Origin of the sequence: Peteryoungia algae, assembly GCF_030369675.1 — a bacterium.
Taxonomy (GTDB): domain Bacteria; phylum Pseudomonadota; class Alphaproteobacteria; order Rhizobiales; family Rhizobiaceae; genus Allorhizobium; species Allorhizobium algae.
This window is the reverse complement of sequence record NZ_CP128477.1, coordinates 2370001-2392251: the sequence shown is the minus strand read 5'-3', so window position 1 is coordinate 2392251 and position 22251 is coordinate 2370001. Positions and strand designations below refer to the sequence as shown.

The following is a 22251-nucleotide window of genomic DNA, read 5'->3' as shown; positions in this document are numbered from 1 at the left end:
GGGATCAGCACAGTGACTGGACCGTCCGGCTGCCGAAATGGCGCAGCGTGCCCCGGGGCTTTTGCCCCGGCTCAATGCCGTCTCTCGGAGAAAGCCTGATCCTCTTCACACGCCCCGGCGCCAGGTGAAACCAATCGTCCCCCGGCCAGAAATGGTCGAAATCGAGATGGACGGATTGGGCGAACTGGCTGGTGGACAGTTCCAGCCACCAGATGCCGTCGATGTCCTGGATGGCGTGATCGACCTTGGCGGGATGCTTGGCGGCGTTTCGCCCTTGTGGAAAGTGAAACGCTTCTGCGATGAGGTTGCCGCCGGTGCCGACAAGTCTCGCAACGGTGACGTCATGGGATGGCGGGCCGAAGCGGTAGGCATAGGTGGTGTCGAAGAAGGCACCGAACAGTTCCGTGGCCGGCAGGCGATGGGACGAGCGAGCGTCGAGCGACATGGCCCTGCTGGCGGAGACCACCGCCTGGCTGCCATCCCGCAGGCAGGCTATCTCGAGCGTCACAGTCTCACTCGTCGCCGTTTCGTTGACGAGGTGAATGTCGAGCCCGTTCGTGCCCTCGTCGGTCAGGAGAACCTGGATCGGTCGGAAGATGCGCTTCAGGGCATACCATACGGATTTCGGCTCGCCGGTTGCATCGATGACGCCCCATCCTGGCCCTGCTTCGAGATCCTGGAAGGTCCAGGTCAGAGCCCCGCGGCAGGATGATCCGCTTCTGCGCCACTCCGCAAAGGTTTCCGTGACGACCTCTGCCGTGGTCGCTCTGCTATGGTCGAGATAGGCTGCAGGGTCTTCCCGGCGCAATCGCGCGGGATCAACGGCGTAGAGTTGTGCAAGGTAGTGGTCGCGCACGTCCTCGAAATCCCAGGAGGCGCTCCGATCGCGCGGGACACGGCCCTTCCAGCGCGGGTCGTGAACCGGCGGGACGGCAAGGTTGTCGTCCAGCGTCCTCTGTTGCGGGACATGGGCGAAAGCCAGACATTCGGCGGCAAATCGGACATTTTCCCGACGGGCGTCTTCGAGGGGGCGCTGATAGGCACCGACGCCGTAGTAGTGGGTCACACCTTCATTCGGCGCAAAGGGCATGCTGCCGCCGTAGGGGGAGTTGGGGATATAGGCGACGTCCGGACGATGATCTCTGGTGGCCCGCGCGAGCGTCCCGGTGAAGAACTCGGATTGCCAGATGCGCTCGGGAAGGCCGAGCATGGCGCCCTGCTGGAAGACTTCGCTGCCGCCGGCAATGACGACCAGGGACGGATGACCCTGCAGACTGGCGAGGATAGTTTCGACCTCGGCCACCGCCCGCCTGGAAAACTCTTCGTCAGAGACCGGGTAGTCGAAGTTGGCGAACATCAGGTCCTGCCAAACCATGATGCCCAGACGGTCGCAGAGACGGAAGAAGTCTGTACTCTCATAGGTCATGGTTCCGCCGATGCGGATCATGTTCATGTTCGCTTCGGCCGCTTTGGCAAGCCAGGGCGCATAGGCTTCCGCCGAACTCGGCAGCCTCAGGAGGTCTGTATTGGTCCAGACGGCGCCGCGGCAGAAGACGGGCACGCCGTTGACCTTCAGCCCAAAGCCCTTGCCATCTTCGTCGCGGTCCACCTCGATGCGGCGAAAACCGACGAGGCCGAGCGGATGAATGCGTCCTTCGATCGCCAGCGCGACGTCGTGCAAAATCGGGTCGCCATGCGTCCTCGGCCACCAGGCGGCAACGGCAGGCAATTCAAGTTTGGCAATCAATCGCCCGGGCGATCCCTTCTCGAACTGCGCCGTGCGGCCACAGCAGAGGATCGCCAACTCGGTGCCGGTCTTTTGCTCGAGTTTGACGGTGAGATGGCCTGTGCCGAATTCGTCGAGATCGGCATTGATGCGAAGACCCGAGACGTTGTCACGCGACGGTCGGATAAGAGAGATCGGGCGGTACGGTCCGACGGGATGGATTTCGGGACACCATCCCGGCATGTGGCCGAGAAGAGATGTTCGCACAAGGCGCAGACCCTGTTGGTCGATAATCTGCGGACGCCAGCGCGCTCGCGGCCCCTTCTTCTCGAAGTAGGGTTGCAAAGCTCGGAAGCAGATCACCAACTCATCATCGCCAGACATGTCGAGCGCGAGGTCGACGGGTTCGAACATGCTTTCGCTCGTATGCTGCAATGCGCCGTTGACGAAGATTTCGGCAATGGTCGCAAGGCCTTCAAACCGGAGTACCGCTGGGCCAGGCCGCTCGCCGGCGAGCGATCGACGATACCAGACGTCCTTGTCGTGGAGGGGGCTCGGATCCGCAGGATCGAACAAGCCGGCCTCGGTCAGCGCGGCCGCGACGGTTCCGGGCACGGGCGCGGAAATGTGGAAGGCGGTGCGCGGCAGATCAGCCGGCGCGCGATAGCGGCCCGCCTCGGTCATCAGAAGGGTCCAGCCCTGCTCCAGGGGACGCGTATCGGCCCCCAGATAGATCGTTCCCGTCATCGTATCGTCCTTCACGTCAGCCTTTTGCCCAGATCATCCATCAGGCGGTCCCAGGCTGCAATGGCGGGATCGAGGGCTGACGCCAACGGATCGAACTTCTTGCGCGTCACGGCACGGGCGAGCTGGAACTGCACTGTCTTGGCGCATTCGCTGATCTTCAACGCGTCTGCGATCGCTGACCTGTATGCTGGTTCGTCGAGCCAGGAGAGGTGGCTCGCCAGTAGTTCAAAATTGGCCCCGAACTGGCGCAGCGTGTTGAAGGCGTATTTGTGGAAATAGCCGAAGGGCCGTTCAGCGACGGCCTCGACCTGTCTCGGGAACACCGAGGCGAAGGCGGCAATCGGATTTTCTTCTGGCCGGCGGGCGAAATGGCGGCCCAGAAGGGTCGTTGCGGTTTGACGCTGATGGGCTGCCGAAACGGGCGCCTTAGGGAACTTGGCAAATTCCGTGTAGGGCAGGAAGGGGAGGGTGCCCTCTGGCAGGTCATGCTGGAAGACGCCGTCGAAATCTTCTCCCTCCAGCCGGAAGAAGCCACCATTGTGGAAGTAGTCCATCACCCGGTTGGTCGCGTCGAGGCGGTTGATGCCAACTGTGGTCTTGCCATGCTCCTGCCGATAACCCACGCCCTGGGTGTCAGGCATGAAGAAGCTGTCCATTTCCACGAGGCAGAGGCGTCCCCGCGTCAGCTGCTCGGCGACATGGCTCTCGACGGTGTCGAAGATCGCAAGCTCTGTCACCCGTATGTCGTAGAGCTGTTCGAGATCTTCCAGCGGTACCTTGAAGAAGGTAAGCTGGTCGCCTTCGAAATCCTGGGTCAGCGTAAAGCCGAGCATTGCCTCGGGCATGAAACCGGCGGCCGATAGCACCTCGATCCAGAGATCGACATAGCAGTTGGTTTCAGGCCACATGCGCTCCTGAGCGTGGAGCGCGTGGGGGATATAGTTGTCCGGGTCGAGTCCGGCAAAGACGGATGCCATTGCGGGTTCAGCCCCAGAGCGTCTTGCGCACGGGCTCCGGCCAGGCGGCGACGTCGAGGCCATGCTGGGCGAAAAGGGCGAGCGCAATGCGCTCTAGACCGAAGCCCACACAGGCGGTGTGGGCAACCGAGCCGTCGGTCAGCGAGAGACCCCATTTCTGGCCGAAGGCGTCCTGGTGATAGTTGAAGCTCATGCAGGCCGTCTTGTTGGTCTGCGACGTGACGGGGATCAGCAGTTCAAACTTGAGGTTCTGGTCGCGCTGGTTGTTGGCGAGAAGCCTGCCTGCGCGGCCGAAGAAGGGGTCGTTTGCCACGTCGATCTCGACGTCGAGACCGATCGATTTCATCATTTCGACGCCGCGATCCATCCAGGTCTGGCGGAAGGTCGTCACATGGGCCTCTGTGCCCATGCAGACATATTCACGCATGCGGAACAGCTGCTGGCGGGCCGGATCCTTGGAAGGCTCATGGCGGAAGCAATAGGACTGCAGGTCGAAGAGGCCACCATCCATCGAGATCGGGCCGCGTTTGGCGACGGTCGGATAAAGCGGGTAGCAAGCAGCGGGCGTCAGGGCAATGTCGGTTGCCTTCTGCTCCTTGGTCCAGTCCTTGCCCTCCTCCATGCATTGCAAGAGGCTCAGATGGTCGTGGTCATTGCCGCAAAAGGAATGCACGGTGCCGGCGAGCTGCGGGAAGCTCTTCATATAGCCGCTCGTCTCGAAATAGGCACGGTTCATGCCGGGCGGGAAGTGGATCGCTTCGGCTCCGTCGCCGCCGCCGATCCTGTCGATCAGGCGTTCGAAGGCAGCGATCACGTCCTCAAACTGGCCGCTGCGTCCATAGAGACCATCGACGCCGGTCTCGATGAGAAGGCCGCTGTCGAAGAGGCGGTCCAGAAAACTCACCTGCATATCCATGTCACTACCCCAACAATCCGGTTTCTTGCTTGTGTACGAGGAGCATCGTCGCGGTGTTGCCGAGGATGCGGTCGTTCGAGATCATGAGCTCCGCCGAGTGGGCATCCCTCAGATGGCGGCCCAGGCTGTAGGGCGTACCGTTCTTGTAGCCCATGATGCCGCAGATCCTGAGCGCCTGATTGATCACGGGCAGTATCATCTCGGAGGAGGCGATCTTGACGTTGTTCATGGTGACGGCGAAGCCCATGGACGACAGGCGGTCCGGGTCTTTCAACGCCTGCTCGTAGGATGAGAGCCCGGCCTGAATGTTCGAGCGGATGGCCTGTAGCTGGCCGGACATTTCGGCAAGTTGAACGAGGCCGGGAGGCTGTGTGCCCGGTGTCTTGCGTGCGGCAGCTCTGACGAAACTCTGCGCCTTGGAAAAGGCGTCGACGGCGATGCCGTACCAGAGTGCACTCCAGAGAAGATGTGAGCTTGCCAGCATGGACTGAGCGGCGATTTCGGCGAACGGTTTCGGCAGGATCTGTACTGCTGGCGCCTCGCCCTTGAACAGGAAGCCGTCGGAGCAGGTGCCGCGCATGCCAAGCGTGTCCCAGACATGGGTCTGCTCCAGCGTGTACTGCTCCTTCAGAAAGACTGTCATCACCTGATCGCTGGGGGGCGCGTCCTTGTGGGCGCGGGAAGTGACAAGGATCGCGTCGGCGTGCTTGCCGTAAGAGATGACGGTGGCGTCCTTTTCCAACCGGCAGCGGTCGCCCTCGACCTCGATGGCGCATATCGAATTGCGCAGATTGCCACCGATGCCGCCTTCGGTCGTCGCAGAGCCAAGGAGCAATTGGTCAGCGCAGATCCGGCGCATGAAATCCCGATGCCAGCCGGCTTCGGTCCCGTGCGAGACAAGGCTCGACACCTTGATCTGGTGCATGGCGAAGATCATGGCGCTCGCGGCGCAGCCCTGGGCCATGATGGTGCAGAGTTCGGCGATCTCGGAGGTCGAACGCCCCTCGCCGCCGCAATCGACGGGGATCTGGATCCCGAACAAACGTTCCGCCTTCATGGCGTCGACCGCTTCTTTCGGGAACCGGCCGGCCTTGTCGACATCGTCGGCATGTATCGCGGCGACTGCGGCGACGCGGGTTGCGCGTGCCTTCAGGCTCTTGTCCGTCGATGTGGAGCAGAGGTCCATCAGGCGACCTTTCTGTCCCCGACGATGGTCGCAACCGTCGCTTCGATGGCGGCTATGCTGGCAAAGGACTTGCGGTTCAGGAGGTGATCCGGGAACTCCATGTCGAAGGCTTCCTCGAGGCCCAGCATCAGCTGGACCGACGCGAAGGACGACAGGCCGGCTGCATAAAGGTCAGCTTCGTCTGCAAGCGTATCGACGGCGACCGGGAGGCCACCAAGCTTGGCCAGCAAGGTGCGAATGGTTTCGTTCATCGTTTTCCCTCCGATCGGACGTTCGAAATCTATTGAGCGATTTCTTACAGGGGAAAGACGAAGTTTCCGCTAAGCGTTTCAGTAAATTCAGAATGAAAGCGCTGCACTGACCGGCGAAAAGGAGCCAGATTCGGCGGATTCCACGGCAAGCAGGGTCAAGCTAGCCGTCGTAGACATGTTCTGACCCGTGGCGATCGAGAACGATGTATCGATTTGGTCCAACTTGGCGCAGGGTATTCGTGCCGATCTCCACCTTGCCGTGGCCGCCTGGCAAATCCAGGATGTAATGCGGGATGCACAGGCCTGACAGTCTGGTCCGCATTTCCCCTATGATCGCCTGGCCTTCTGCGATGGTCAGGCGGAAATGGCTGGTTCCCGGTGCCATGTCGGGATGATGGAGATAGTAGGGCTTCACACCGATTTCGACGAAGTCGCGCATCAGCTCGGACAGCGTCTCGGCATTGTCGTTGATGCCTCTCAGAAGGACGCTCTGGCTGACCAGCTGGACACCCGCGGCCGCGAGGCGGGCGCAGGCCTTGCGGACCTCCGGGGTGAGTTCGCGCGGGTGGTTTACATGCAAGGCGAGATAGAGCGTCTTGCCGCCGGATTTAAGCGCATCCAGCAAGTCTTCGGATATGCGTTCGGGATCGACGGCCGGCACACGGCTGTGAACGCGGACGATGCGGACATGGGCGATCGTCGCCAGCTCCTGCATGACTGCCTTCAGCCGGCGCGGTGACAGGATCAGCGGGTCGCCACCGGTCAGGATCACTTCCCAGATCCGCTTGTCGGCGCGGATGTAGTCGAGTGCTTTCCGCAACGCGTCGGCGCCGAGATTTCCGTCGCCCTGGGGGCCGACCATTTCGCGGCGGAAACAGAAGCGGCAGTAGACAGGACAGACATGCACGAGTTTGAGCAGAACCCGGTCCGGATAGCGATGGACTATGCCTTCCACGGGCGAGTGCGGATGGTCGCCGATGGGGTCGGGGCGTTCATCGGGGTGTTCGACCAGTTCGTCGGCGCTCGGCACATATTGGGCGGCAATCGGGTCAGAAGGATCGTTCACGTCGATCAGGGCGCGGACAGTCGGCGTCAATGCAATGGCGTAGCGTGCGGCAACGGCGTCGAGGGTCCTAGCCTCTTCCGCTCGGACGAGGCCATCCGTTACGAGATTATCAACACTGCGCAGGGTCGCCTCAGCCAAGATGGGTCTCCGCCACCGGCGCCCAGATCACCTGATCAATCCGGAGTGCCCCAGTTGCAAGCATGACAAGACGATCGAAACCGAGTGCGATGCCGGAGGCCGCGGGCATTGCTGCCAGGGCCTCGAGAAAGTCTTCGTCGAGCGGATAAGTCTTGCCATAGACGCGTTGTTTCTCGACCATCTCGGTCTCGAAACGGCGGCGTTGTTCGGCGGGGTCCGTCAGTTCGCCGAAGGCATTGGCCAATTCTACGCCGCAGGCATAGACCTCGAAGCGCTCGGCTACACGCGGGTCATCGGGGCAGGGGCGGGCAAGGGCCGCCTCGGCGACGGGGTAGCGGTCGAGGATGGTGACCCGACCATTGCCGAGATTGGGCTCGACCTTTTCCACGATGACGCGGCTGAACAGATCAGCCCAGGTGTCATCGTCCGCGACACGGATGCCGGCTTGCCGCAACTGCGTCGCCAGCATGTTCCGGTCCGGGTTGCCGTCGTCATCAATCGTGGCCAGCACGTCGATGCCGGCATGGTGGCTGAAGGCGTCCGCAACCGAAATCCGTTCGGGCTCTGCGAAAGGGTCGGTGGTCTTGCCGCCGTAAGCAAATTGCTGCGTGCCCGCTGTTCGAGCGGCGAGGGCGATCAGGTCGGCGCAGTCCTGCATGAGCTGCTCATAGCCTGCGCCGACACGGTACCATTCCAGCATGGTGAATTCGGGATGGTGCAGCGGGCCACGCTCGCGATTGCGATAGACATGGGCGAAGCACGCAATCCTTGTTTCGCCGGCGGCAAGCAGTTTCTTGCAGGCAAATTCGGGGGATGTGTGCAGGTAGAGCGGGACGGCAGAGCCATCGTGACCGATCGCCTCGGTCTTGAAAGCATGCAGGTGGGCTTCATTGCCGGGGGAGATCTGCAGGGTCGCGGTATCGACCTCAACGAAGTCCTGGGCGGCGAAGCGGGCGCGAAACGCGGCCTGGATCCGGTTGCGTCCGATCAGGAATGGCCGTCGATCGGCGTGGGCCGATGATGACCACCACGCAGGGGCTGAACGGCTGCGGTCAGACATTCCGGATTCTCGATCCTTCTCTCAACACGGGCTGGCTATTTTGCCGGATTTGGGTTAGTCCCGCCCGAGAAATTCGAAGACGTCAGCAGGGACGGCCGTCCTTTACGACGGGTCTCGCGCAGATACAAGGAATTCCAATGGTCAAGGTTATCGCCTCCTCCGTCCGCAAGGGCAATGTTATCGATGTCGACGGTAAGCTCTATGTCGTTCTCACCGCCGAGAACTTCCACCCCGGCAAGGGCACACCCGTTACGCAGGTCAACATGCGTCGCATCGTTGATGGCGTGAAGGTTTCCGAGCGCTGGCGCACGACGGAGCAGGTCGAGCGCGCCTTCGTGGAAGACGTCAACCATCAGTTCCTCTATGAGGATGGCGAGGGCTTCCACTTCATGAACCCGGAAAACTACGACCAGGTCGTGGTGGACGTCGAGACCATGGGTGATCAGAAGGCCTATCTGCAGGAAGGCATGGTCTGCATTCTGTCGATGCATGAAGGTATCGCGCTTGCCCTGCAGTTGCCGCGTCACGTGACGCTGGAGATTGTCGAAACCGAACCGGTCGTGAAGGGGCAGACGGCATCGTCGTCCTACAAGCCTGCCATGCTGTCGAACGGCATCCGCACCATGGTGCCGCCGCATGTTGACGCCGGCATTCGTGTTGTGATCGCGACGGAAGACAATTCCTACGTCGAGCGCGCCAAGAACTGAGCGCACTGACAGACCGATAGCAGAAGCCCGGCGTCGACCACGCCGGGCTTTTTTTGTTCATGCATCTCCCGTTTGCCCCTGGCGCCAGCGGGGTGCAGGGTGCCCCGCCGGCCGTTCTCACCGGTCACGCATCCGCCATCACGAGCGCAGACATGATCAGCGTCCGGCGAGAATAGGGCCGCCGAAGCTTGATCCCCTGGGGCGGGTGGCGGCTGCCTTCGTGGCATCGCCCCGTTCGAGCAAAGTGATCTGCTCCTTCAAATGCAGCCTTATTTTCTTCAAGGCGCGGACCCGTATGCTGTCCGGTTGCGGACGACGCTGTTCCTCGTCGATCTTTGCGGCGACGATCGAGTGGCGGGCTCTCAGGGCTTTCAGCAGTTGCTTCATGGCGATCTCCTTTCGTGCCAGTCGAATATGAAGTCTCGCTGTTGATTGTTCCAATTCATTGATTATATAAATCCGATAGTTTTTCTCTATTGGCCTCGTCATGCCCTTTCGCCCAAGTCATCGCCAGCTGGAATATCTCGTCACGCTGGGTGAGACCGGGCACTTCGGCGAGGCAGCTAAGCGCTGCAATGTCTCGCAGCCGACGCTCTCCGTTCAGGTGGCGCTTCTGGAAAAGCAGCTGGGGGTGACGCTGATGGACCGGATGCCGGGGCAGGTAATGCCTACGCCGGTCGGGTTGGAGATCATCAAGGCGGCAAAAGTAATCCTCAACGGGCTCGATGAGATCAGGGCGCTTGCCACGGGCTCACAGGGTAATCTCGGAGGAGCAATCCGGCTTGGCGTGGCGCCGTCGTTCGGCCCCTATTTCTTGCCCTATCTGCTGCCGCCACTCCATCAGTTATATCCGGAGCTGAAGATCTACATCCGTGAGGACCGGCCGCGTCAGTTGGAGAGGGCCGTGCTGCAAGGGGAGACGGACTGCGGACTGGGCCCGCTACCTTCTGAGGACGATGGCTTCGTGTCACAGCAGATCTGCCGAGAAAGAATTTTCCTTGGCGTGCCCAAGGCCCATCGACTGGCGGAATTCGACAGCATTTCGAAGGACGGGTTGAAGGGCGAGCGGCTTCTCACTCTTGGGGCGGGTCACCGCCTCATGGACGAGGTACGGCGGCTGGCCGACATATCGGGGGCGACTCTTGCCGAGGACTATGAAGGTTCGAGCCTCGATGCGATCCGTCAAATGGTGTCGATCGAAATGGGGCTGTCCCTCTTTCCCGAACTTTATGTCCGGTCGGAGTTCGGCAAGGAGGATGGCATCAAGCTACTGACAATCGAAGGCTGGGAAGGTGTCCGGAACATCGGCTTCTTCTGGCGGCAGTCCTCGGCGCGGGGAAACCATTTCGAGGCGCTGGCGGGTCTCGGACGCGATGTGGCGGATCGGATCCTTGCCATGGAGCAGATCCGATGACGATCCCCGGACAAGCCGGGGATCTCCAGTTTATCAGGCAATGCCGCCGAGGCAGATGTACTTGATCTCGATATAGTCATCGATGCCGTATTTCGAGCCTTCGCGGCCGAGACCAGACTGCTTGATGCCGCCAAATGGTGCGACCTCGGTCGAGATCAGACCGGTATTGACGCCGACCATGCCATATTCCAGCGCTTCCGCGACGCGGAAGATCTTGGCCAGATCCTTTGAATAGAAGTATGAGGCAAGGCCGAACTCGGTCGCATTGGCGAGTTCCACCACTTCCTCTTCCGTTTCGAACTTGAAGAGTGGAGCGACAGGACCGAACGTCTCTTCGGTGGCGACCTTCATGGCGGTGGTGACGCCGGTCAGGATGGTGGGCTGGAAGAAAAGCTCGCCCGCATCTGCGCCGCTGCCGCCCAGCGCGATCTGCGCACCCTTCGACACGGCGTCTGCCACATGTTCCTTGACCTTCTTGATGGCATTGGCATCGATCAGCGGGCCTGTGGTGACGCCTTCGGCAAAGCCGTCGCCCACCTTGAGCTGTGAAACCTTCTCGGCAAGCTTCTTTGCAAAGGCGTCGTAAATTCCCGCCTGGACGTAGAGACGGTTGGCACAGACGCAGGTCTGGCCGGCATTGCGGTACTTCGAGATCATCGCGCCTTCGACGGCGGCATCGAGGTCCGCATCGTCGAAGACGATGAATGGCGCGTTGCCGCCAAGCTCCAGGCCGAGCTTCATGATCTGGTCTGCACCCTGGCGCATCAGGATCCTGCCGACATTGGTGGAGCCGGTGAAGGTCAGCTTGCGTACCTTGTCATTGGCGCAGAATTCCTGGCCGACCATTGCTGCATCGGTCGAGGTCACCACCGAGAACAGGCCGGCCGGCAGGCCAGCGCGTTCGGCGAGGATGGCGAGTGCCAAGGCAGAGAGCGGGGTCTGGGCGGCAGGCTTCGACACCATGGCGCAACCGACGGCGAGCGCCGGCGCGACCTTGCGGGCCAGCATGGCGTTCGGGAAGTTCCACGGCGTAATTGCGCCAACGACGCCGATTGGCTGCTTGATCACCATGATCCGCTTGTCCGGCTGGTGGCCGGGGATGGTGTCGCCGTATACCCGCTTGGCTTCCTCGGCGAACCATTCGACATAAGATGCGCCGTAGAGGATTTCGCCGCGCGCTTCGGCCCAGGGCTTGCCCATTTCCATCGTCAGGATGGTGGCGAGGTCATCGGCATTGGCGACCATGAGATCGTTCAGCTTGCGCAGCACGACGGCACGTTCCTTGCCGGTTTTCTTTGCCCATGTCTTCTGGGCGACGTAGGCGGCGTCGATCGCCTTCGTGATCTCCGCCTTGTTCAGATCGGGCAGAGTGGCGATGACCTCGCCTGTTGCTGGGTTGGTAACGTCGAAGCTCTTGCCCGACTGGCTGGTCGCCAGCCAGTCGTTGCCGACGAGCGACTTGTCGGTCGCCAGTGTCGGGTCATTAAGTTTGTCCGTCAGGATCTTGGAAATGGTCATGCCTCAGGCTCCTGCTGCAACTTCACGGATCGAGGCTTCGATCAAATCGAGCGCCTCGTTGAAGACCTCGTCCTGAATGGTGATCGGGGCGAGGAAGCGGACGACATTGTTGTAGACGCCGCAGGTCAGAAGAATCAGGCCCTTCTCCAGCGCTTTCAGACGCACCGCATTGGTAAAATCCGCGTTCGGCTTGTCGGTTCCCGGGATCTTGAATTCAACCGCATTCATGAAGCCCAGTCCGCGGATGTCCATGATCTGCGGAACGTCGGCACGCATGGATTCAAGCCGCTGCATCAGCCGGTTGCCGAGCTGGTTGGCGCGATCGCAGAGCTGTTCTTCCTCGATGACGTCGAGCACGGCATGGGCGGCGGCAATCGCCAGCGGGTTGCCGGCATAGGTGCCGCCAAGGCCGCCGGGGCCAGGCGCGTCCATGAGTTCGGCGCGGCCCGTGACGGCCGAGAGCGGGAAGCCGCCGGCGAGGCTCTTGGCCATGGTCGTCAGGTCCGGAACGACATCGTAATGCTCCATGGCGAAGAGCTTGCCGGTGCGGGCAAAGCCGGTCTGGACCTCGTCAGCGACCAGCAGGATGCCGTGTTCGTCGCAGATCTCGCGCAGCGCCTTCATAAGGGGACGGGGCACGTCGTAGAAGCCACCTTCGCCCTGGACGGGTTCCAGGATGATGGCTGCAACGCGCTTCGGGTCGACATCGGCCTTGAACAGCTTGTCGAGCACATCGAGGGAAGTCTCGACGTCGATGCCATGCATCTCGAGCGGGAAGGGAACGTGGAAGACATCGCCCATCATCGGGCCGAAGCCGACCTTGTAGGGTGCGACCTTGCCGGTCAGCGCCATGCCGAGGAAGGTACGGCCGTGGAAGGCGCCGGTGAAGGCGATGACGGCGGAGCGACCGGTCGCGCAACGGGCGATCTTGATGGCGTTCTCGACGGCTTCGGCGCCTGTCGTTGCGAAGATCGTCTTCTTCTCGAAGTTGCCGGGTACTATCTTGTTGAGGCGTTCAGCCAATGCGACATAGTTTTCATACGGAACGACCTGGTGGCAGGTGTGGGTGAAACGATCGAGCTGCGCCTTTACCGCCTCGACCACCTTGGGGTGGCGATGGCCGGTGTTCAGGACGGCGATGCCGCCGGCAAAATCGATGTAGCGGTTGCCCTCGACGTCCCAGATCTCAGAGTTCTCCGCCTTGTCGGCATAGATCTGCGTGGTCATGCCGACGCCGCGGGAGATGGCGTCGTTCTTGCGGGCTGAGATTTCGGCGTTCTTCATCGTTTCCGTCCTATGCGAAGGGTTGCCAGCGGCGTCGTTTCGGTCATTGATCGCGCGGTTACATATTTCCTACATTTTTTCTGTAGACTTGCAATATGTCTTGTCGGCATTATCACCCGTGACTGCGACATTTCCCTGGGGGCAGCGTGGACGACATCCGGTTCAAGATAGCAGAGGCTGCAAGGATGGCGGGGGTGTCGCCGTCGACGCTCCGCCTCTGGGAAAGTCAGGATCTGATCCAGCCGATCCGGACTGCGACCGGCCAGCGGCTCTACGATCGCGCGCTCATGGATCGCCTGAAGCGGATTGCCTGGCTCAGGAGCGAGAGGGGCCTTAATCCCGCAGCCATTCGCGAGACCTTGCGTGACGCGATCCTGGAGGTCGACGAGGAAATTGGCGAAGCGGAGGACGATGCAGCCGATGTCCGGCCGGGTACACGCATCCGGCGGCTACGTCGGGATGCAGGCAAGACCCTTGAGAACGTGGCGCAAGCAACCGGCGTCTCCGTTTCGCAGCTCTCAACCTTCGAGCGGACATCGCAGGGCTTGTCGTTTACAGCGCTGCACGAAGTGGCCCGTCACCTCGGCACGACCTTGGCCTCTCTCAGCGGGCAAGAGGAGGGGCGAGGCGGCGAGTCCCTCATCCGCGACGGCAAGTGGGCGTCATGGCCCACCACGTCCTCAGGTGTGGTGGTGCAGGTGCTGGCCGAGGGGCAAAACCTGATGGAATGCAATCGCTTCCAGCTGGCGCCGGGTGCTTCCAGCGAAGGCGCCTATCAACACGAGGGCGAGGAGTTCATTCACATGCTCTCGGGCAGCCTCGAGATCATCCTCGATGGCGACAAGTTCTTCGAGCTGAATGCCGGTGACAGCTTCTATTTCGAAAGCCGCAGGCCGCATTCGTGGCGCAACGTCTCGAGCGGTGAGACCGTGCTTATCTGGATCAACACGCCCGCCACCTTCTGAGATTCAGGCAAAGAAAAACCCGGCTACCGTTTCCGGTGCCGGGCTTCGAATGTCTTGCCTTGCAGTCTTACTTGCTGGCGACCACGGTCTTGGCGCCACCCCAGGCGTAACCGCCACCGACGGCGACGTTGAGCGACACGTAGCCGTTCGCCAGCTGCTGAACAGCCTGAGCAAGGTTTGCCTGCGCACTGGCGACGTTACGCTGGGCATCCAGCACGTCGAGCAGAGAAGAGGCGCCGTCACGATAGCTCGCCGTGGCAAGCGACAGGGCTTCTTCGTAGGAGCGCACAGTGGCAGTCAGGGCCGAAACGGTCTGACGGGTCCGGCTGACGGCAACGAGCGCGTTTTCGACTTCCGAGACCGCGCTGAGGACCGTCTGCTTCCAGGCGAGGTAGGCTTGGCGGGCCGCCGCTTCGCGGGCCTTGATGTTGGCGCGGCGAGCGCCTGCGTCGAAGATCGGCAGATCCAGGCTCGGACCGAAGCCCCAGGAGGTTGACTTGCCGCTGGCAGCCGACGTCGCAACGAGTATCGGCGAGATCGAGCCACTGAGCGAGATGGATGGGTAAAGCGCGGCTTCTGCGACACCGATCTCGGCCGTGGCAGCTGCAAGATTGCGTTCGGCGGCTCGGATGTCCGGACGATTGCGGATCAGATCGGCGGGAACGCCTGCATTGACGCCGCGGCGAGCGTAAGGCTGGGCGGCACCCTTCTGCAGGTCGGCGAGCAGCGTGGTCGCCGGCAGGCCGAGCAGAAGCGAGATGCGGTGGACCGACTGGCGGAAGGAGATCTCGAGGCCCGGGATTTCTGCAAGCGTCGAATTGACGAGACCTTCGGACTGGACGACGTCCAATCTGGAAGCGGCGCCGGCTTCGAGCTGCAGACGGGTGAGTTCGAGCGTTTCACGGCGCGATCCGAGGTTCTTGCGGGCAATCGCAATGCGCTCCTGATAGTAGCGCGCATCGACATAGGCCGTCACGACGCTGGACAGGAAGGTCAGGCGGGCCACATCGGCGCTCGCATAGGCTGCGTCGAGCGATGCCTTGGCGCTTTCCTTGGAGCGGCGATACTGGCCGAAGAGATCGATGAGCCAGGAAACGCTCAGAGTGCCCGTCGAAGTGTTGGTTGTGTCGCTGTCGCGGCTCGAGAGAGAGCCGCTGCCATTGGTCCTGGATATCTGATGGTCAGCACCGGCGTTGACCTGCGGGAAAGCACCGGAGTCGGCCGCCTCGAAATTCGCTTCAGCCGATGTAATGCGTTCGATCGCCTGGAGCACGTCGAGGTTCTGGGCAAGACCGGTTTCGACAAGGCCATTCAGGCGACGATCATTGAAGGCGGTCCACCATGGAGCCAGTGTCACGTCCGCAGCCGCGCGAGCGCTGCCTTCGGAAAACTTGACGGGCAGGGCGGTCTGAGGCGCCTCATGTTCTGGACCAACGACGCAGCCGGATAGAATAAGCAAGGCGAGCGGTGCGGCAGCACGAATCTTGAGCATCACGTGTTCCTGTAAAAGTCCCCGGTCTTGCTACGACGAGGTGATTGATTACCCCGAGCCAGCGACCGACTTACAAACGCAGGCTACCGCAGCACCCTACGCAATAGTTGGTTAAGATAGTTTGTCAATCATTGCGACGACAGATGATCTTTCGGGCTAGCACCACCAAAGACCTGCCGGATTACAACGAAGAACGATGGAACGAAGAAAATTCCGAGCGCCGTGGCGGTGAACATTCCGCCAAGTACGCCAATACCAATGGAATTTTGCGCGGCCGAGCCAGCCCCGGTGGCAATCGCCAGCGGAACGACGCCCAGGATGAAGGCCAGAGATGTCATGATGATCGGGCGAAGGCGCAATTTTGCGGCTTCGAGTGTTGCATCAATGACACTCAATCCGGCAGCCTGGCGATCCTTGGCGAACTCCACGATGAGAATCGCATTCTTCGCCGCCAGGCCGATCGTCGTCAGCAATCCGACCTTGAAATAGACGTCGTTGGACTGCCCGAAGAAGTAGGCCGCCGTGACCGCGCCGAGGACCCCGACGGGCACCGCCATGATGACGGAGAAGGGGATCGACCAGCTCTCATAGAGTGCTGCAAGGCACAGGAAGACGATGAGAACCGACAGTGCGTAGAGCAGAGGGGCCTGCGAACCGGAAAGGCGCTCCTGATAGGAAATGCCCTGCCAGGCGACCGTGTATCCGCCATCCAGATCTGCCGTCAGTTCTTCCATGGTGTCCATCGCGGTACCAGAACTGACACCAGCGCCGGCTGCGCCTTCCATGGAAATTGCCCCCACGCCGTTATACCGGCTCAATGTGGGTGCGCCGCTGATCCACTCCGTCTTCACGAAGGAGGAGAAAGGAACCATTTCGCTGCTCGCATTGCGCGCGTGCCAGTCGTTGATCGCGGTTTCCTGCATCCGATACGGCGCATCACCCTGGACATAGACCGGTTTCAACTCGCCATTCAGCGTGAAGTCGTTCACGTCGCGGCCGGCGAAAATGATCGACAACATGCTGTTGACGGTTGCGATATCGAGACCCATGGCGCCCATCTTTTCCTGATCGAGCAGGAATTTCAGCTGGGTCTCCGCCGGCGGATTGTTCGAGCGCAGCGAACTGACATTGCCGTTCTGGTTGCCGGCCTGCATCAATTGCTGCGAGGCTGCTGTCAGGGCTTCGGTGCCTCGCTTGCCGCTGTCGACGAGATACATCGAAAAGCCGCTGGAGGTGCCGAGACCCGGGATAGCCGGCGGCTGTAGCGGGAATACCTGAGCGTCCCGCAGGGTGAAGAAATAGCCCATGGCGCGCTGGACGATGGCTGCTGCTGCAAGTTGTGGGTCTGTCCGCAGCTCGAAGTCCTTCAACTTGGCGAAGACGAGAGCGTAGTTCTGGCCCGCACCGACGAAAGAGAAGCCCGACACCGAGAATACGTCCTGGATCGCATCCTTTTCCTTGTCGAGATAGTAGTCCTCGATCTTCGTGATGATCTCTTCCGTGCGTGTGACGGTTGCGCCATTCGGCAGCTGAACGATGGTCATCAGCACGCCCTGGTCTTCCTGCGGCAGGAAGGAGGAGGGCAGGCGCAGGAAGAGCCAGCTCATGCCGCCGATCACGACAGCGAACATCAGCATGACGCGCAGTGGACGTTTCAACAGGTAGCCGATCGAAGAGACATAGCCACCAGTCGCCCGGTCGAAGTTGCGATTGAACCAGGCGCCAGGTCCGCGCTTCGGTTTGTGATGATCGACTGGCTTCAGCATCGTGGCGCAGAGCGCCGGCGTCAGAACGATGGCGACCAGGGCCGACAGGAGCATCGCGGACACGATGGTAACGGAGAACTGGCGATAGATGATGCCGGTCGAGCCGCCGAAGAAAGCCATCGGAATGAAGACGGCTGTCAGGACGAGGGCGATGCCGACGATTGCGCCGGTGATCTCACCCATGGACTTCTGCGTGGCTTCGAGAGGGGATAGCCCCTCTTCCGTCATGATGCGCTCGACGTTTTCCACGACGACGATCGCATCATCGACGAGCAGGCCGATGGCGAGAACCATGGCAAACATCGTCAGCGTGTTGATCGAGTATCCGGTGATGGCCAGAATGCCGAAGGTGCCAAGCAAAACGACCGGTACGGCGATCATCGGTATGATGGTTGCGCGCAGGTTCTGCAAGAATACGAGAAGAACCACGAAGACCAGTATGATGGCCTCTATGAGGGTGTGCACCACCTTCTCGATCGACAGTTCGACGAAGGGCGTCGTGTCGTAAGGGTAGGTGATGACCACGTTTTCGGGCAGCGACGAGGCAATACCGTCCAGCTGGTCCTTCACGCGCTCGGCGGTGTCGAGTGCGTTCGCTCCGGTTGCGAGATTGACGGCGAAGCCGGTCGCCGGGTTTCTGTTCGAGCGGGTCTTCGTTCCGTAGCTTTCCTGTCCAACCTCAATGCGGGCAACGTCGCTCAGCCGAACGGTTGCACCATCGGTCTCGGTCTTGAGGATGATCGCTTCGAAGTCGGACACTGATTGCAGCTGGCTCTGAGCCGTCACGGTGACGGTCAGCTGCTGGCCTTCCGGCGCGGGCTGGCTGCCGAGGGCGCCCACGGAGACCTGGGTGTTCTGTGCCTGGATCGCCGAGGTCACATCGGTCGGCGTAAGTTGGAACTTGTTGAGCCTGTAGGGGTCGAGCCAGACGCGCATGGCGTAGCCAGTGCCGAACACTTCGATGCTGCCGACACCTTCCAGGCGCTTGATCTGGTCTTCGATCTGGGAGGAGAAGATGTCGCCGAGCTCGACATTGCTACGGGCGCCGTCGGTCGAAACAAGCGCGCCGACGAGCAGGATGCTCGACGTGGAGCGCGTGACGGAGATGCCGGCGCTCTGGACCGTATCGGGGAGCTGCGACTGGACCAATTGCAGCTTGTTCTGCACCTGGACCTGCGCAATTTCCGGATCGATCGAATTGCCGAAGGTCAGGGACACGCGGGCGGAGCCGGTGCTCGAAGACGACGTCATGTAAGTGAGGTCATCAAGGCCGGTCATGCCGTCCTCGATGATCGAGGTGACGGATTTCTCCACCGTCTCGGCGCTCGCGCCGTTGTAGCTCGCGGCGATCTGCACCGTGGTTGGTGCGATTTCCGGGTATTGCGCGATCGACAGAGTCGAGATTGCGAGCGCGCCGCCGAGCATGATGATGATCGCGATCACCCAAGCAAAGATTGGGCGGCGAATGAAGTACTGGGCCATGGATTATCCTTTACGCGTCGTTTGCCTTGCCTGTTGCACGATCAGGGTTGTGCAGCAGGGGCGGCAGCCGGCGCCGCTGTCTCTTCGACGATCCCGTTTTCATTGATCTTGGCCTCGACGGGCTGGACCGGCGCGCCGTCGGCGATCCACTGGAAGCCATCGACGATGAGCTTGTCGCCATCGCTTATGCCGTTCGCAACCAGCCAATTGTTGCCCGACACCTGTGCTTCATCGAAGATCCGTGTTTCCACCTTGTTGTCCGCCGAGACGAACTTTGCCGAAAGCTCGCCGTTTGCCGCACGGGTTGCCGCACGCTGGGGGATCAGGAAGCCCTCTTCGGTCCCGACCGTCACCGTCGCACGAACATACATGCCCGGCAGGATCAAGCCTTCGGGATTGTCGAACACGGCGCGGATTGAAAAGGTGCCGGTGGTCTGGCTGACCGCCATTTCGGACATGTCGAGCTTGCCGACAACAGGATATTCGTGGCCGTCTTCGAGCGTCAGGCGGATTTCGGTCGCGCCATTTTCGTTGCGATTGATGCGTCCGTCGGTAATTGCCTCCCGAAGTCGCAGCAGGTTGACGCTCGATTCCGTCAGTTCGATATAGATCGGGTCCAGGCGGCGCAACGTCATCAGACTGTCCGTCTGGTTTGCCGTCACCACGTTGCCAATCGAGTAGCGCGACGCTGTCGTCACGCCGTCAAATGGTGCCCGGATTTCCGTCAGGGCCAGTTCGATCTCGGAGGAACGCAGAGCTGCTCTTGCCTGGGCGACATCGGCTTCCGCCTGAAGGAGCGTGACCCGGGCATTTTCGAGCTCTACCTGCGTGGCGCCGCTGCCGACCAGACGCTCCTGACGTGCAAGGTTGGATTGCGCGGTCGGGACGCCGGCTTCGGCCTTCTGAAGGCTTGCCTGGGCCTGGGCCTGGGCAGCGCGGTAGGTGTCGTCCTCGATCTTGTAGAGCAGATCGCCTTCCTTCACCTCATTGCCTTCCTTGAAGGCGATTTCCTTGATCACGCCGCTGACCCGCGGACGGATCTCTGCGGTCTGAAAGGCGGCTGCGCGACCGGGAAGTGTGGCGGTCAGCGTCTGAGGTGCCTTGGTCAAGGCGACGACGCTGACGGCTGTGGGCGGGCGCTCGCCGCCGGGACCTGCGCCGCCGGCGTTCTGGGCTGTTTCCTGGTCGCTGCAACTCGCGAGGATGGCGGTGCATGCAAGAATGACAGAGGCGAACTTGAAGCTTCGGCGCATGGAGAATCCCAAATAATGACAAGGTCGAAGGGGCGGGCAATTCTCACCACGGGCTGGAACTGAGGGAACCATCGTGACTATGACATTGCCCAACCGTCTGACACGATGGCAGGTCTATCGTGAAAGTGACGTAAATCAGATATCGTCACTTAGCAAGCGGCAAGCGCAATGCGGCGTCGATCAACGCGACGACATCATCGCATCGTGTTGCCATAATGTCAGCATCCTCCAACCCGGTCATGACAGGATGAATGACACAGGCAAGCGCGTCGAAGGCTGCATTGGCGAAACGTGGCACATCGGCAACGTGGTAGACGCCTTCCCGAATGCCATCGTCGATGATGTCCGTGATTGTCTCGACGACCATACTGCGAAAGCGGTCGTTGCAATCGAGCTCTTCGGTGATCGTGACGAGGATCATCTCGAAGACGAAGGGAGCATCGAGGCGTCCGGACACATGTTCCTGCATGAGGTGATGGGCCAATGCAGACAGTCGTTCGGGAACCGGGCGATCCCGCGACAGGTTCCGGAGCGACGCGACCGTCTCCTCGATCGCCCGCGTGGCAATCGCGTCGACGAGGCTGGCCTTGGTCCGAAAATGCTTGAAGACATTTGCCGGCGACATGGACAATTCTGCCGCTATGTCGGCGATCGCAACGCTGGCAAAACCATGGGTCCGGAAGAGGCGTTCAGCCGTGTTAAGGATCTCTTCGCGCGTTTCCTCGGCGGATTTGCGCGGACGTCGTGCCACCCGACCCTTGAGCTCGATGTCGCTGCAATCTCCCGCTCGGGCGCGGCAATCGTGATCCATGACGTTTCGGCCTCCTCCTAGCCCATATAGCGTACCAGATTGCCGTGGATCCGTGCCGATGGGCTTTCGCCGCTGTCGTCAGGCACAAAGGTCTCTCCGGTGATCGCTTCATAAGCCTTCATATAGACTCTCGACGTCTCCTCGACCAGCGACTGGGGGATTTCGGGAATCTCGTCGTTGTAGGGGTCGCAGCGGTCCGCAACCCAGGCACGGACGAAATCCTTGTCGAAGCTCTGCGGACGTTCGCCCTTTTCGAAGCTCGCCTGGTAACTGTCAGCGATCCAATAGCGGCTGCTGTCGGGCGTGTGGATTTCGTCGGCAAGAATGATCGTGCCGTTTTCATCGGTGCCGAACTCATATTTTGTATCGACAAGGATCAGGCCGCGTTCGGCCGCGAGCTGCTGACCTCTGGCAAAGAGTGCGAGGGCGTAGCGCGAGAGCGTGTCCCACTGCTCGGAGGTCAGGAGTTTCTTGTCTACGATTTCGGCCGGGGTGAGCGGTTCATCATGGCCGCCGTCGAATTCCTTGCTGGTGGGCGTGATGATCGGGGTCGGGAGCTTCTCATTGTCGCGCATGCCCTCGGGGAGGGTGATGCCGTACATCTGGCGCTCGCCCTTCTTATAGAGAGTGAGGATCGAGGTGCCGGTGGTGCCGGCAAGATAGCCGCGCACGACAATTTCCACAGGCAGGATATCGAGGCGCTTGCCGACCACGACATTTGGATCCGGATAGGCGATCACATGGTTCGGGCAGATGTCGCTGGTCTTGTCGAACCAGTAGCGGGCCGTCTGGGTCAACACCTGGCCCTTGTAGGGGATGCAGGTGAGGATACGATCGAAGGCGCTGAGGCGGTCTGTGGAGATGATGATGCGGCTGCCGTCCGGAAGGTCGTAATTCTCGCGCACCTTGCCACGGTAGTAGTTCGGCAGTTCTGGAAAATGGGCTTCGGACAGGACGCGCATGGATATCCTCGATGTCTCGGCGGTCGGGGCACGTTTCACGGTGCGGTTTCTGTCTCGCGGTACCCGAAAGCGGTGGTCGTTTCAAAGAAAAAGCGCATGGCGGATGCCATGCGCCCTTTCGTTCCGCGTGCAATCAGGCGGCTGCGCGATGCAGGCGCTCGTTGAAGAGACCACTGTCGGTCGCCTTGCGCAGCGACTTGGCCGCAGCCAGGACGGCGAGATCGACAAGCGGCTCGGCCAGGATCACCGTCATATAGGCAGCGCCGAAGGTTGCGATGCTGCTAAGGCTCTCGGCGGTGAAGCCGTTGCCGTAAAGCACCCAGAAGGCGACCCAGGCGACGATGCCGCCCTGGTAGGTCGTGGAGAGGGCGAGCGCGTCGCGGTAGCCGAGATCGACATAGGCTTTTCTCTCCGGAATGATGCGGCTGGCGAGCTGGCTGATGGCATAGAGCGGAATGACCAGCGTCGTCACGTTCATCCCGTATTGCGGAAGGTCGAAGGGCGCGATGAAGAGCCCCTGCAGGAGGAGA

General features: G+C 61.1%; 19 protein-coding genes (1 of these 19 only partly in view). 3 read left to right on the top strand and 16 right to left on the bottom strand.

Annotated features, from left to right (window positions below; all coding sequences use genetic code 11):
• Positions 1–4 precede the first annotated feature (4 nt).
• The 7 genes from QTL56_RS11535 to epmA form a co-directional block, all read right to left on the bottom strand.
• On the bottom strand, positions 5–2473 hold the full coding sequence (locus tag QTL56_RS11535) for a glycosyl hydrolase 2 galactose-binding domain-containing protein (RefSeq protein WP_370660360.1): 2469 nt from the start codon (positions 2471–2473) through the stop codon (positions 5–7).
• Positions 2474–2484: 11 nt separating this feature from the next.
• Positions 2485–3450 carry a DUF1839 family protein gene (locus QTL56_RS11530; protein WP_245137811.1) on the bottom strand — a complete coding sequence of 322 codons (966 nt, stop codon included), beginning with the start codon at positions 3448–3450 and terminating at the stop codon, positions 2485–2487.
• A gap of 7 nt (positions 3451–3457) precedes the next feature.
• Positions 3458–4366 carry an amino acid--[acyl-carrier-protein] ligase gene (locus QTL56_RS11525; protein WP_245137810.1) on the bottom strand — a complete coding sequence of 303 codons (909 nt, stop codon included), beginning with the start codon at positions 4364–4366 and terminating at the stop codon, positions 3458–3460.
• Between the two features lie 4 nt (positions 4367–4370).
• Positions 4371–5552: an acyl-CoA dehydrogenase family protein gene (locus tag QTL56_RS11520; protein WP_245137809.1), complete on the bottom strand. Its 1182-nt coding sequence runs from the start codon at positions 5550–5552 to the stop codon at positions 4371–4373.
• Positions 5552–5803, bottom strand: coding sequence for an acyl carrier protein (locus QTL56_RS11515; RefSeq protein WP_229576042.1), 252 nt, complete (start codon positions 5801–5803; stop codon positions 5552–5554). Before QTL56_RS11515 ends, QTL56_RS11520 begins: the two co-directional genes overlap by 1 nt.
• Positions 5804–5963: 160 nt before the next feature.
• On the bottom strand, positions 5964–7007 hold the full coding sequence (locus QTL56_RS11510; protein WP_245137808.1) for a lysine-2,3-aminomutase-like protein: 1044 nt from the start codon (positions 7005–7007) through the stop codon (positions 5964–5966).
• Entirely contained in the window at positions 7000–8067 is a 1068-nt protein-coding gene (epmA, locus tag QTL56_RS11505) for an EF-P lysine aminoacylase EpmA (RefSeq protein WP_245137807.1), read from the bottom strand. The genes QTL56_RS11510 and epmA overlap by 8 nt, the downstream gene beginning before the upstream one ends.
• A 137-nt stretch (positions 8068–8204) precedes the next feature.
• Here epmA and efp point away from each other — a divergent pair, with 137 nt between their 5' ends.
• Positions 8205–8774, top strand: a complete 570-nt coding sequence (efp, locus tag QTL56_RS11500; RefSeq protein WP_229576039.1) for an elongation factor P — start codon at positions 8205–8207, stop codon at positions 8772–8774.
• A 156-nt stretch (positions 8775–8930) separates the two neighbouring features.
• Here efp and QTL56_RS11495 read toward each other — a convergent pair whose 3' ends face one another.
• Positions 8931–9161 carry a YdcH family protein gene (locus tag QTL56_RS11495; protein ID WP_245137806.1) on the bottom strand — a complete coding sequence of 77 codons (231 nt, stop codon included), beginning with the start codon at positions 9159–9161 and terminating at the stop codon, positions 8931–8933.
• Positions 9162–9261: 100 nt separating this feature from the next.
• Between QTL56_RS11495 and QTL56_RS11490 the strand changes: the two genes are divergently transcribed.
• A complete protein-coding gene (locus QTL56_RS11490) occupies positions 9262–10188 on the top strand; it encodes a hydrogen peroxide-inducible genes activator (RefSeq protein ID WP_245137805.1) in 927 nt (308 codons plus the stop codon).
• Positions 10189–10221: 33 nt separating this feature from the next.
• Here QTL56_RS11490 and QTL56_RS11485 read toward each other — a convergent pair whose 3' ends face one another.
• Both QTL56_RS11485 and QTL56_RS11480 read right to left on the bottom strand, forming a co-directional pair.
• Positions 10222–11706, bottom strand: coding sequence for an NAD-dependent succinate-semialdehyde dehydrogenase (locus QTL56_RS11485; protein WP_245137804.1), 1485 nt, complete (start codon positions 11704–11706; stop codon positions 10222–10224).
• 3 nt (positions 11707–11709) lie between these two features.
• Positions 11710–12990, bottom strand: coding sequence for a 4-aminobutyrate--2-oxoglutarate transaminase (locus QTL56_RS11480; protein WP_245137803.1), 1281 nt, complete (start codon positions 12988–12990; stop codon positions 11710–11712).
• A 185-nt stretch (positions 12991–13175) separates the two neighbouring features.
• Between QTL56_RS11480 and QTL56_RS11475 the strand changes: the two genes are divergently transcribed.
• Entirely contained in the window at positions 13176–13955 is a 780-nt protein-coding gene (locus tag QTL56_RS11475) for a cupin domain-containing protein (RefSeq protein ID WP_245137939.1), read from the top strand.
• 67 nt (positions 13956–14022) lie between these two features.
• Here QTL56_RS11475 and QTL56_RS11470 read toward each other — a convergent pair whose 3' ends face one another.
• The 6 genes from QTL56_RS11470 to QTL56_RS11445 all read right to left on the bottom strand — a co-directional run.
• On the bottom strand, positions 14023–15447 hold the full coding sequence (locus QTL56_RS11470; protein WP_245137802.1) for an efflux transporter outer membrane subunit: 1425 nt from the start codon (positions 15445–15447) through the stop codon (positions 14023–14025).
• A gap of 128 nt (positions 15448–15575) precedes the next feature.
• Positions 15576–18695: an efflux RND transporter permease subunit gene (locus QTL56_RS11465; RefSeq protein WP_245137801.1), complete on the bottom strand. Its 3120-nt coding sequence runs from the start codon at positions 18693–18695 to the stop codon at positions 15576–15578.
• Positions 18696–18736: 41 nt separating this feature from the next.
• The gene (locus QTL56_RS11460; protein WP_245137800.1) at positions 18737–19948 is read right to left on the bottom strand and encodes an efflux RND transporter periplasmic adaptor subunit; all 1212 of its coding nucleotides are present in this window, start codon (positions 19946–19948) and stop codon (positions 18737–18739) included.
• Positions 19949–20093: 145 nt separating this feature from the next.
• Complete coding sequence (locus QTL56_RS11455) at positions 20094–20759, bottom strand: TetR/AcrR family transcriptional regulator (protein WP_245137799.1); 666 nt, start codon at positions 20757–20759, stop codon at positions 20094–20096.
• 17 nt (positions 20760–20776) lie between these two features.
• Entirely contained in the window at positions 20777–21721 is a 945-nt protein-coding gene (locus tag QTL56_RS11450) for a phosphoribosylaminoimidazolesuccinocarboxamide synthase (protein WP_229576029.1), read from the bottom strand.
• A 133-nt stretch (positions 21722–21854) separates the two neighbouring features.
• A protein-coding gene (locus QTL56_RS11445; protein WP_245137798.1) for an energy-coupling factor ABC transporter permease crosses the window boundary here: on the bottom strand, positions 21855–22251 show its 3' portion. Its footprint extends 287 nt past the window's final position; only the last 397 of its 684 coding nucleotides appear in the window; the start codon falls outside the window, past its right edge; its stop codon occupies positions 21855–21857.